The organism is Leifsonia poae (assembly GCF_020009625.1).
Classification (GTDB): domain Bacteria; phylum Actinomycetota; class Actinomycetes; order Actinomycetales; family Microbacteriaceae; genus Leifsonia; species Leifsonia poae_A.
Map to the genome: position 1 here is coordinate 1,935,397 of NZ_JAIHLP010000002.1, position 11,383 is coordinate 1,946,779.

Annotated in this window: 10 protein-coding genes; 3 read left to right on the forward strand and 7 right to left on the reverse strand. The window is 70.4% G+C overall.

From position 1 onward, the window contains the following. Positions 1-10 precede the first annotated feature (10 nt). Positions 11-1,177 carry a glycosyltransferase gene (locus K5L49_RS09905; protein WP_223692387.1) on the forward strand — a complete coding sequence of 389 codons (1,167 nt, stop codon included), beginning with the start codon at positions 11-13 and terminating at the stop codon, positions 1,175-1,177. Between the two features lie 144 nt (positions 1,178-1,321). On the opposite strand, the gene K5L49_RS09910 is transcribed toward K5L49_RS09905, so the two are convergent. From K5L49_RS09910 to K5L49_RS09935, 6 genes are all read right to left on the reverse strand, one after another. Beyond that, on the reverse strand, positions 1,322-3,172 hold the full coding sequence (locus K5L49_RS09910; RefSeq protein WP_223692389.1) for a polysaccharide biosynthesis tyrosine autokinase: 1,851 nt from the start codon (positions 3,170-3,172) through the stop codon (positions 1,322-1,324). Between the two features lie 70 nt (positions 3,173-3,242). Further along, positions 3,243-4,607 (reverse strand): hypothetical protein, encoded by a 1,365-nt coding sequence (locus tag K5L49_RS09915; RefSeq protein ID WP_223692391.1) that lies wholly within the window; start codon positions 4,605-4,607, stop codon positions 3,243-3,245. An 18-nt stretch (positions 4,608-4,625) separates the two neighbouring features. Then, a complete protein-coding gene (locus K5L49_RS09920) occupies positions 4,626-5,276 on the reverse strand; it encodes a hypothetical protein (protein ID WP_223692392.1) in 651 nt (216 codons plus the stop codon). Then, positions 5,273-6,073 carry a CDP-alcohol phosphatidyltransferase family protein gene (locus K5L49_RS09925; RefSeq protein WP_223692394.1) on the reverse strand — a complete coding sequence of 267 codons (801 nt, stop codon included), beginning with the start codon at positions 6,071-6,073 and terminating at the stop codon, positions 5,273-5,275. The genes K5L49_RS09920 and K5L49_RS09925 overlap by 4 nt, the downstream gene beginning before the upstream one ends. Next, positions 6,070-7,317, reverse strand: a complete 1,248-nt coding sequence (locus tag K5L49_RS09930) for a DUF1972 domain-containing protein (RefSeq protein ID WP_223692396.1) — start codon at positions 7,315-7,317, stop codon at positions 6,070-6,072. The genes K5L49_RS09925 and K5L49_RS09930 overlap by 4 nt, the downstream gene beginning before the upstream one ends. 189 nt (positions 7,318-7,506) lie before the next feature. Next, complete coding sequence (locus K5L49_RS09935; protein WP_223692398.1) at positions 7,507-8,487, reverse strand: glycosyltransferase; 981 nt, start codon at positions 8,485-8,487, stop codon at positions 7,507-7,509. Between the two features lie 26 nt (positions 8,488-8,513). On the opposite strand from K5L49_RS09935, the gene K5L49_RS09940 reads away from it, so the two are divergent. Both K5L49_RS09940 and K5L49_RS09945 read left to right on the forward strand, forming a co-directional pair. Beyond that, complete coding sequence (locus tag K5L49_RS09940; RefSeq protein WP_223692399.1) at positions 8,514-9,500, forward strand: glycosyltransferase family 2 protein; 987 nt, start codon at positions 8,514-8,516, stop codon at positions 9,498-9,500. Then, positions 9,497-10,219 (forward strand): polysaccharide deacetylase family protein, encoded by a 723-nt coding sequence (locus K5L49_RS09945; protein WP_223692401.1) that lies wholly within the window; start codon positions 9,497-9,499, stop codon positions 10,217-10,219. Before K5L49_RS09940 ends, K5L49_RS09945 begins: the two co-directional genes overlap by 4 nt. A 54-nt stretch (positions 10,220-10,273) precedes the next feature. Here K5L49_RS09945 and K5L49_RS09950 read toward each other — a convergent pair whose 3' ends face one another. Next, positions 10,274-11,293, reverse strand: a complete 1,020-nt coding sequence (locus K5L49_RS09950; protein WP_223692403.1) for a glycosyltransferase — start codon at positions 11,291-11,293, stop codon at positions 10,274-10,276. Positions 11,294-11,383 lie beyond the last annotated feature (90 nt).

Below are 11,383 nucleotides of genomic sequence, written 5' to 3' on the forward strand. Positions count from 1 at the left end.
GAGACAACGGATGACCACCCCCAGCCGTCGGCAGAACGCCACCGTTCTCGTCGCCCACCCCAGCGCGGAGCTCTACGGCTCCGACCGGGTGATGCTCGAGAGCGTCAGCGCCCTGATCGACGACGGCTGGGAGGTGGTCGTCACCGTTCCCACCGACGGTCCGCTGCTCGGTGAGCTCCGTGCGCGCGGCGCACGCATCGAGATCTGCCCCAGCCCTGTGCTGCGCAAGAACGTGCTGCGCCCGCTCGGGATGCTGCGCTTCCTCCGCACCACCGCCGCAGCCACCGTGCACGGCACCTCGCTGCTGCGCCGCGAGCGGCCGGCACTGGTCTACGTCAACACCATCACCATCCCGCTGTGGGCGGCTCTCGCCCGCACCCGCCGGCTTCCGGTGCTCACCCATGTGCACGAGGGTGAAGCCTCGGCCTCGAAACTCATGCGCCGCGTCCTGGCGCTCCCCCTGTTCCTCTCGTCGGCGCTTGTGGCGAACAGCCGCTTCAGCGTCGGCGTCGTCGAAAGCTCGTTCCGCCGGCTCGGGCGGCGCACCGAGGTCGTGTACAACGCCGTACCCGGCCCCCCGGCGCACCACCCGGTCCGGCGGGACTTGGAAGGCGGGATGCACCTCACATACATCGGCCGCCTCTCCCCCCGCAAAGGCGTCGACATCGCGATCGACGCCCTCGCCGAACTGCGCTCCCGGGGCGTGGACGCCGAACTCGACCTGGTCGGCTCCGTCTTCCCCGGCTACGAGTGGTACGAGAACGAACTCCGCGAGCAGGTCGCCGCCGCCGACCTCGGCTCGAGCGTCACCTTCCACGGCTTCCAGCCCTCCGTCTGGGATCTGGTGGGCTCCGGCGATGTAGTCGTCGTCCCCTCCCGCGTCGACGAACCGTTCGGCAACACCGCGGTCGAAGCGATCCTGGCCGGTCGCCCCGTCGTCGCCAGCGCCACCAGCGGCCTGCTCGAGGCGACCGCCGGGTACCGCACCGCCACCACCGTCGCCCCGGGGAGCGTGAACGCTCTCGCCGACGCCCTCGAAGACACCATCGAGGCCTGGGCGGATCACGCCGACGCTATGCACGACGACACTCTCGCAGCCGAAGAGCGGCACAGCGTCGACGGCTACCGCCGCCGCATCGCCGCCATCGTGCGCCGCCTCGCCTCCCGCACCGCCTGACCGGCCCACCCCGCCCCGCGAGCCACCCCGGCCGAACGGTCGCAAACTGTCGTTCTCCGCCCAGAAGGGCTGGGCAGAACGACGGTCTGCGACCGATGAGCACCCGCTCACCGCCGGAGCTGTGGAGAACTCCGGCGGGCGAGATTACTTCTTGGTCTGCTTCGGGCGATCGGGGAGCTCCCGCTTGGCCGTCGTTCCGGCGTTCGCGGGCTCCAGCAACTCGTCGTCGTCCATCGTGGGGTCACCCAGATCGTCCTCGAACTCGTCGTCGAGGGGTGAATCGTCCACATCGGCGGGGTCCGCCTGCGGTTCTTCCTCCGGGAATTCGAGTTCGAGCGCGTCGAGTGCGACGGTGGCGTCCTCCTGCGGGGCGTCCTCCTGCGGGGCGTCCTCCTGCGGGGCGTCCTCCTGCGGGGCAGCCTTCTGCGGGGCAGCCTTCAGCGGGGCAGCCTTCTGGGCAGCCTTCGTTAGGGCGTCAGCAGTCAGGGCGTCAGCAGTCAGGGCGTCAGCAGTCAGGGCGTCAGCCGCCACGGCATCGGCAGTGATCGCAACAGCGGGAGCCACGAGCGGCGCGACGGGCGCAACCGGCGTCACCGCAACCGGCGGCACCATCGACCGGCGCGAGAACATCCGGCGCCACCACGGCTTCGTCGGTTCCTGCGGGCGGTAATAGTAGGCGTGCCGGTCTTTCGCGGGTGTCGAGCGGTTCAGCACGAGGCCGAGCACGCGTACACCCGACTTCTCGAGCGAGTCCATCGTCTGGGCCAGCTGGGGCCGGTGCACCCGGGTTCGGTCGGCGACGAGCAGGGCGCCGTCGAGCATCCGGGCCAGGATCGCGGCGTCGGCGACGGCGACCATCGGCGCCGTGTCGAACACGACGACCTCGTACTCGTGCACGAGGGAGTCGACCAGCTCGGCCATCGCCCGGGAGGAGAGCAGTTCGCTCGGGTTCGGCGGGATGGGTCCGCTCGCGAGCACCTTCAGTCCGGTGTCGCCCCAGGTCTGCACCACGTCGGCGGCCGTGGCGCGTCCGACGAGCACCGAGGTGAGGCCGGCCTCGCCGGGCAGGCCCGTGTACGCCGCCACCATGGGTCGTCGCAGGTCGGCGTCCACGAGCAGCACCTTGCGGCCTCCCTCGGCCAGCGCCAGGGCCAGGTTGAGGGCGATGAGCGACTTGCCTTCACCGGGGACGGACGAGGTCACGACGAATCCGAGCGTGTCGGAGTCGACCGCCACGAATTCGAGGTTCGAGCGCAACTGGCGGTAGTTCTCTGCCGCGTTCGAGAGCGGATCACGCAACACGACGGGCCCGACCGCCCGACGCTTCTCCCGGTCGGCGGTTCCGAGCAGGGGCACACCGGTGACGGCGGTCGCGATGGCCGCCGAGTGCACCCGGGTGTCGAGCAGCTCGCGCAGCACGACGATGAGCGAGCCGAGCAGGAGCCCGAGCACGAGACCGGCCACCAGGTTGAGTCGTGTGTTCGGCGACGACGGGTCGGTCGGCGCCGACGCCGGCTGGATGACGCGCACGGCGACCGTGGTGCCACCGCCGACACTCTTCGGGGCGATCTGCTCCACCTTCTCGCCGAGGCTCGCCGAGACGGCGTTCGCGATCTTCGCCGCCTGTGCGGGGTCGGTGTTCGACACAGACAGCTCCAGGATGACGGTGTTCTGCGGTGTGCTCACCCCGATCGCATCCGAGAGGGCTTTCGGCGTTGTGTCGAGGCCGAGCTCGTCGATCACCGGGTTCAGCACGAGCGGGGACACTGCGAGCTGAGCGAACGACAGCATCTGGTTCTGGGTGTACGTCGACCCCTGGTTGAGGTCGTTGGCCGAGCCTCCGAAGTTGAGCGAGAAGTAGAGACTCGAAGTGGCCGTGTACACCGGCGTCGCCACCTGGGAGAGGCCCCACCCCCCGAGAGTTCCCACGATCGTCGCGACGACGACGACGTACCAATAGCGCCGGAATGCGGCGAGGTACTGATGCTGACTCATTGCTGTGCCTCTCACGTGGTCGGAGGTGGGGCGAGGTGGTTGGACGTGCCGCGAGCGTGCTGGAGGCATTCTAGGCTCGCCTCCCGCGCGCGGTGCCCGCGAGTTCTCCCGGTGGTTCCGGTTCGCGGCGACGGACGAGCGTGAGCCCGTCGTCCGCTTCTGCGCGCCCGCGGCCGCGCAGAGCGAGTTGCGTGGAGGCCGCGAGACCGATGACGAACCAGACGAAGACCGAGTACTGGGTGATGAGCGCCACCGTGGCGAAAGCGGGGATCTGTGCCACCACCGCGATGGTCGGCGCCGTCGCGCGACGCAGAACGACGAGCACGATGCCGACGACCAGGGCCACGACGATCAATGCCAGGGCGAGGAGACCGCTGGACAGGCCGGTGAGGATGAGCTGGCTGTCGATCGAGCGGAAGTTGCCGAAGTAGACCTGCCCGGTCGAGTCTTTCGTGGCCGATCCGGCCACACCGACCAGATTCATGCTGCCGAGCAGGGAGAGCAGATCGCCGCGGTAGGCGGCGCTCCCGCTCGCCTCCGCTCCGGCGTCGTCGAACACGGTCGTCACGAGCGGGAACAGCACCGCCGAGACCACGACCAGGGTCGAGGTGAGGAGGATGCGGCTGCGGCGCGAGATCGCATCCCTCATGAACACGATCGAGAGCACGAGGCCGAGGAGTGCGCCGATCATGCCGATGCGGCTGAAGGTGAACACCGTCGCCAGAAGCATGAGCAGCACCATCCCGCCGCGCACCAGCAGCGGGAACCGCGAGGCGAGGGTGAGCGGGATGGCGATGGCCAGGCTCGACCCGAGCGCGATGGAGTGCCCGAAGGCGCCCTCCGCGCGAAGAACTCCGCCGCGCGCTTGCAGGCTTCCCCAGATCGTGTACATCGAGTTGTTCACACGGATGAGCACGAACGGGTTCCAGCCCGCGAAGAACTCGATGATGGCGAGGATGCTCACCACCGTGAACGCCACCGCCACCGCCCCGTAGATCCAGTCGGCCGACACCCGGAGGGGGGCGAGCCGGCCGAGCAGATAGCCCACGATGAAGTAGGTGAACAGCGAGAAGGCGAAGCCGAGCGCGATGCCGGGGTTCTCGGTGAGCAGCGAGGCGAGCGCGAACACGACGAGCAGGATGACGAGCGCGTCGAGCAGGCTGAAATGGAAGGAGCGCACGGGCAGCAGCGCCACGATCACCAGCAGCGCGGCCGCGCTCACCGCCGGCAGGTAGTAGTTGCCGTTGAACCCGATGCCGATCCCGATCCAGACCGGCACGAAGCAGAGCACCACGATCCACACGGCCACCGCGAGCTTCGGCGATCGCCGCAGCACGAGGAACGCCGCCACCGCCGCCGCGATACCGGCCGCGGCGACCAGGGAACGGTCGACGGTCGGGCCTGTGACGGCGGTGAGGACGGTGGCGGAGATCATGGAGGGTGCGTCCGGCTGCTACTTGAAGACCGTGATGGGCGAACCGGCGGCGTCGGTCATCGTGATGACGGCGGAGTCCTGCTGGCTGACCGGCATGGTGAAGAGGTAGACCCCGGTGGCGGTCGCCCCGGCAGCGAGCGGACCGAGCAGCGGCTTGGCGCCGTCGGTGAGCGTGGGAGCCGGGGTCGACTTGGAGCCGGAGAACGCGTTCACCGAGACCTGGGCGAGCGAGACGTCTTTGCCGGTCGTGTTCGTGAGGCTGATCGTCACCTCGATGGCCGGGCCGGCCGTCTCACCGGCGCGGATGGCTTTTCCGTCGACGGAGGCGACCGAGACGATCGTGGCGGTCAGCCCGCCGCTGAGTTTCGCATCCACATTGCGGTCGACCGTTTGAGCGACTGCGGCGCCGTACCGGGCGTCGACCTTCGGCGGCGTGACCTTCCCGTCTTTCGACGGTGCCGGGGTCGTCTTGGCGGACGGTGGCGGCGGCGAGTTGGTGCCGTACGTGGGCAGGGTGAACGCCGCCGGGTCTTTGGCGGTGTTCGCGGCACCGCGGATGCCCGCGACGACGAACGCGGCCGCGACGAGCACCACGACGACGGCGCCGACCACGATGAGGACGATCCGTTTGGTGGTCAGGCGTCGGGGCCTGCTGTCGACCTTCGTCATCGGAGGTCCCCTTTCTGAGGTGTGGCCGGGGACGGATTCGGCGTCCAGGCCTGAAGCTCGCGGAACCATTTCACGGCCGCGAGGAGGAGGAATGCAGTGGTGGCGGCGGCGATCAGCGTGTAGACGACCACGAAGACCGGCACGGCGCCGAGCAGGACGAACGAGAGGCAGAGCACCCCGTAGTCCATCGGGAGAACCGCGAGGGCACGCACCCAGGAGGGGCGTCCCGGCTGCTCCGCGGCGAGGGGCACGGCGCCGGCAGTGCGCCGGCGCAGCTGTTCGGTGAGGATCATGCCGAAGAACAGCACGGCCGAGACGACGGCGAACGCGATCGGCACGAGCAGCCAGCCCCGCGGCACGACGTCGAAGCGGTAGAAGCCGATGGCGAGAGCGAGCGGCATCGCCGAGACTTTCGTGGCGTCGACCATGTGGTCGAGCCATTCGCCGGACGGGCTGCTCGTGCCCTGCAGGCGGGAGACCTGCCCGTCGGCCGAGTCGAACGCATAGCCGACGAGCAGCAGCACGGCGACTCCGACGCCGAGACCCCACGAGGGTGGGGCGACGATCAGCAGGGCGACGGCCACGAAGGTGAAGATCGCACTGATCCCGGTGACCGCATTCGGCGAGAGCCCGACCCGGTAGGCCCAGGCGGCGAGGTAACGGCCGATGCGGCGGTTCACGAACCGGGAGTATGCGGGCGCCGAGCGGGCGGCGGGTTTCTGGGCCGCGGCGAGGCGGCGCACGACGCCGAGGTAGCTTTCGGCGGTGGGCGTGGAGGCGATGCTGTCGTCGGTCACGGTGTCGTCAGCTCCTCGGGGGCCGTGTTTGAGGATACGGAGGCAGTGGCGGCACCGGATGCATTCTCGGCCGCCGTCCGGGCGGCCCGCCCGCTGCGCTGCGCGAAGAACGGGCGTCGCGGCCGGCGGAGCTCGCGGGCGGCGAGGCCGAGGCACATCCGCTCGTAGGCGTCGGCGACGTCGTCCCAGTCGTACGCCGCGGCGCGTTCGTGGGCGAGCGCGCGACGGGCCGCGATGATCTCCGGGCCGGCTTCGGCGGCCTCCAGGGCGGCGGCGACGCCCTGCGCATCGGCGAAGTAACTGCCGGAGGCGCCGACGACCTCGCGGTTGAAGGAGACGTCGTAGGCGATCGTCGGTGCGCCCGCGCCGAGCGCGCGCAGCAGCGAGGGGTTGGTTCCGCCGACGGAGTGCCCGTGCAGGTAGGTGTACGCACCGGCGTAGAGCTGGTCGAGCAGCCGCTGATCCCACACGCCGCCGAGGAAGGTCACCCGGTCGTCGCCGAGGGAGTGCACCCGGCGGGTGTAGTCGTCGGCGTACGGCGCCGATCCGACGACGATCAGCGGCTTGGTCGCGTGGCTGCGCCGGTACCCGTCCACGATCACGTCCACGTGGTTCTCCGCCTCGAAGCGGGCGACGACGAGGTGGTATCCGCCGGGCTCCAGGTCGCGGTCGGCGAGCAGGTCGGTCGCGCCGTCGACGGTCGGAGCGCCATAGGCGATGAGTTCGGTGCCGGCGTCGAACTCGTCGCGGTAATAGTCGGCGATGCCCTGCGCGTCGGCGATGAGCGCGTCAGACCAGCGCACGGCCCACGATTCGGCGAACCGGTAGTAGCGGCGGCCGCCGCGGCCCCATTTCGCCCGACGCCACTCCAGTCCGTCCACGTGGGTGGCGACGGGGATGCGCGCGGCGCGGAGCAGCGGCAGGTACGGCGAGTTCGCGGCGTTGAAGACGATGGCGGCATCCGTTCGGTGGCGCAGCAGGTGCGCGACCGAGAGGCCGGTGTGGCTCAGCGTCTCGAGGGACCGCTTGCGAAGCGCGCCTCGGTGTACGAGGCGCATGCCGGCGTAGGTGTCGGGACGGTCGGCGGCGTCGTCGGTGGAGCGGCAGTAGACCACCACTTCGTGCCCGCGGTCGGCCAGCCGGCGACCGACCTCTTCGACGCAGGTCTCGAACCCGCCGTACCGTGCCGGCACGCCGCGCGTGCCGACGAGAGCGATGCTGAGGCGCTTTCCCCCACTGGCCATGACTTTCTCGCTCTCGGTCGACGAACGGAACGACGGATCGACGGAGTGTGGTCACCTTCTCGCTGAGACGTGCGGGAAGGACGCATGCTGATCGCACCAGGGTCGGGTCGCTGTTGCTTCACCCCAGCTTAATGCGAGATTTCCTCACTTGTCGCCCCCTCATCCGGGGGCCGCCCCAGAAATGCCGGATCAAGCGCGGTCCGCGCACCGGTCCTCCGGCACCGGCCGCCCGCCGAGCGCCCTCGCCCGCATCTCATCACGAACGATCCGCCTGCCGTCTCGCAGCGCGCGCGCCGCCGCACCGAACGGGCGCAACGAACGAAGGAACTGTCGTCGACCGCCCTGCAACAGGATCTCCCACGCCACCGGCCACGCCGTGCGCCGCCAGACGAGAAGATCGTCTGTGCCCAGGTTGCGGGCCGCGAACAACAGTCGGTTGCGGATGTTGAAGTAGTAGTAGCCGTTCGACTTGGCCGGCGACTCATGCGCCTGTCCCGACCGTTGGGTGCCGCCCTCCGCGTGCACGGCCACTGCATCCGCGGCGACGTCGAGCGCGCCACCCACCGCCACCACCCGATACGACAGCTCCACATCCTCCCAATACAGGAAGTAGCCGTCGGCGAAGCCGCCGACACGATCCCACAGCTCGGCGCTCACGCACAGACACGCCCCGCTGAGCCAGGGATGCGCCCGGCGCTCGGGCGGCTGCGGCCGTTTGGCGGCCGAGCTCATCCGGCCGTCGGCGAGCGCCAGGTCGGCTCCCGCGAACCAGACCGATCCGTCGGGGCGCAGCACCCGCGGTGAGACGAGCGTCAATGGTTCGGCGGCCACGCGCTCGAACAAGCGACCGGCGTCGGCTGCGCCGATCGACGCATCCGGGTTGAGCAGCAGAAACCGGTCCGCCCCGAGCTCGCAGGCCTTCTCGACGCCGGCGTTCATTCCGAGCCCGAACCCGAGATTCGTGGCGGGGAGAACGGTGGCCCAGCCCTCCGCTCCGGCGAGCGCTGACACCGCAGAACGCTCGGATGCGCTGCTCGCGTTGTCGACGACGACCACCGTGAGTCCTTCCGCATCCCGAGCCAACGGCGCGAGGTTGACGGCGAGCAGCTCGGTGGACGCGTAGTTCACGACGACGACGGCGCAACCCGCGAAACGTGCTCTCTCTGGCATAGACTTCCGCTCTTAGAGCCAAGGGGGTGGAGACAGTGCAACCGGACGAGCCGGTGAGAGTGACGATAGCCGTGCCGACGTTCCACCGTCCAGCCGAGCTGACCACGCTGCTCCCCATGCTTCTCGCGCACGCCGACGAGGTTGCGCAGCTCACCGTCGACGGTGCCTCCCCGCGGTTCACTGTCGACGTCCTCGTCGTCGACAACGATCCCGACGGCAGCGGGCGGACGGCAGTGGCGGGCGTCGGCGACAGCCGCCTCCGCTACGTGATCGAGGCGCATCCGGGCATCTCGGCGGTGCGCAACCGGGCGCTGGACGAGACGGATAGCTCCCGCCTGCTGGCCTTCATCGACGACGACGAGCACCCCCACGACGGCTGGCTGCGCCACCTGCTCCGCACCTGGGCGGCCGCCGGGCGCCCCGCCGCCGTCTCGGGGAGGGTCGTCGCCGCGTTCGCCGGCGAGCTCGACCCCTGGCTGGCGGCCGGCTCGTTCTTCGTGCGCCGCAGCATGCCCACCGGCAGCGCCATCGACGTCGCCGCTGCGGGCAACCTGCTGCTCGACCTCGACCAGGTGCGCGAGTCGGGTGTGCGTTTCGCCGACGACCTCGGCCTCAGCGGTGGCGAGGACACCCTCTTCAGCCGTCAGCTCCACGCGGCCGGGCGCCGCATGGTCTGGTGTGACGAATCCGTGATCACCGACCTCGTCCCCCTCGACCGCATGACACGGCGCTGGGTGCTCCGACGCGCCTGGAGCCACGGCAACTCGGCGAGCGTTCTGCGTGTGCGGCTGGCCGGCGGCGGTGCCCACTCCCTCGCCGCCCGGGTGACCGGTGTGGTCGGCGGTGCCGCGCGCGTCGCCGGCGGCGGGCTGCGCTGGGCGTTCGGGATGCTGTCCCGCTCCCTGCGCCACCAGGCCCGCGGTGCCCGCGCCGTCTGGCGCGGCGGCGGCATGATCTCTGGCGCCGCCGGCATGGTCTACCAGGAGTACGCCAGAACGGAGACGACGCCGTGAGCGCCAGAAGCACAGCCGCCACCCTGGTGCGCAAAGCCACCTCGTTCGCCGGAACGGTGATGGCGGTGCGCACGGACGCCCCGGAGTTCGTGCTGACCTACGACGACGGGCCCGTCGCCGGGAGCACCGACCGCATCCTCGCCGTCCTCGCCGAACGGGGGGCCACGGCCACCTTCTTCATGCTGCTCAGCCGCGTGCGTGCCGACCCCGGTCTGCTCGCCGAGGTGGTCGCCGCCGGCCATGAAGTGGCTCTGCACGGCGTGGACCACCGCGACCTCACGACCTTCCCTCTCGACGAGGTGCGCCGCCGGATGCACGACGGACGCCGCGAGCTCGAAGATGCGGCGGGCCGGCCGGTGCCGTGGTTCCGCCCACCGTACGGGCATCAGACGTTCGGCGTCTGGCGCGCCATCCGGGCCGCCGGGATGACGCCGGTGCTGTGGGGTCCGTCCACGGGGGACTCCCGGGGCGACTTCGACCAGGAGCAGCGGGTCACCGCCGCACTGACCGGTGCCATGCGCGGCGCGATCCTGCTCGCCCACGACAATTTCGCCGACGCCCTCGACGGTGTCGACGACGGAACGCCGCCCCTCCTCGACCGGGCCGATCTGCTCGTCCGCGTGCTCGACGGCTACGCCGGGCTCGGTCTCCACGCCCGCTCGCTCACGGCCGCACTCGCCACCGGCGCCCCCGTCTTCGAGGGCCGCTTCACCCGCTGACCCCTCCCGTCTCCGTGCGGAGGGGCGGTCAGCGTGTCCGTGCGGGATGCGCGCTCAGCGCAGCAGGGCGATGGCGCGTCGGTAGGCTGCGACGTGGGCGCGACCGGCGTCGTCCCATTCGCGGCGGCTGAGGTCCGGTCCGGCGTCCGCAGACAGGGTTCGCACCTGTGCAAGGGCGGACTCGAGGGCTGCGGGGGTGAGCTCGCCGTCGTAGCGGAGAACCCACGGTTCGCCGACCTCGGCCGCGAGCATCCGGTTCACCTCGTTGTCGGGCACCAGCACGGGCCGGCCGAGCGAGAGCGCAGAGAGGGCGCCGCCGGAGTTGTGCATCTCGCGGTACGGCAGCACCACGATCTCGGCCCGGGTCACGGCTTCCACGAGTTCTGCGTCGCTGAGGAAGGAGAAATGCAGGGCGATCCGCCCGTCGCCGGCGGCCAGGGACCGTAACTGCTCCACGAGTTCGGCTGACGACGGCTTGCCTCCGACGGTCAGGGAGACGGGTTCGGCGCCCTCTGGTCCGCCGAATGCCGCATGGAACGCCGTGACCAGCGCGTCCACGCCTTTGTACCGCCGAACGAGACCGACATAGGCGAGACGGCCGGCCACACGCGGCGAGCGCGGGTGAGGCGCGTACCAGCCGCGGTAGTGCCCGTGCACGATGGTCTCGAACGCGGCTTGCGGCGGCATCGGCGTGAGCGGGTTGAGCCGGATGCGCAGGGTCGTGCGCCGGTCGATCAACCGCAGCAGCCATTTCTCGCGCCGCGAGATGCCGTCCGGAACGTCGAGGTTGTGCACAGTCCGCACGATCGGCGTGCGTGTCACGGCGAGTTTGCCGAGCAGCAGCAGGGTGAGTCCCTGGCGGACCAGCTTCTTCACCGGACTGTGCCCGGAGACGAGGATCTCGGGCCAGTGCACGTGGAACACATCGAAGCGCCTGGTGAGCACCCCTCGCCAGCTGAACGTGCGCACCTCGACGCCGGGAACGGTGCGGATGCCGTCCCGCAGCATCACGAGGTACGGGTTGGTGGTGGGGCGCGGTTCGGGGAACGACTGCTGCACGATCAGCTCGGCCACGGCATCCCCTTTCGCGTGTGTTCTCGGACGCGGGCGTCCGTGCGCTCCATCTTGGCCTGCCGGGGCGGAGGCCGCGAACCGCGCGCCCTG

Bases quoted from the DNA above. Each gene is read 5' to 3' on its own strand.
- K5L49_RS09935 (WP_223692398.1), bottom strand. From the start codon at position 8,487: ATGCCAGAGAGAGCACGTTTCGCGGGTTGCGCCGTCGTCGTCGTGAAC.
- K5L49_RS09905 (WP_223692387.1), top strand. From the start codon at position 11: ATGACCACCCCCAGCCGTCGGCAGAACGCCACCGTTCTCGTCGCCCAC.
- K5L49_RS09915 (WP_223692391.1), bottom strand. From the start codon at position 4,607: ATGATCTCCGCCACCGTCCTCACCGCCGTCACAGGCCCGACCGTCGAC.
- K5L49_RS09910 (WP_223692389.1), bottom strand. From the start codon at position 3,172: ATGAGTCAGCATCAGTACCTCGCCGCATTCCGGCGCTATTGGTACGTC.
- K5L49_RS09930 (WP_223692396.1), bottom strand. From the start codon at position 7,317: ATGGCCAGTGGGGGAAAGCGCCTCAGCATCGCTCTCGTCGGCACGCGC.
- K5L49_RS09920 (WP_223692392.1), bottom strand. From the start codon at position 5,276: ATGACGAAGGTCGACAGCAGGCCCCGACGCCTGACCACCAAACGGATC.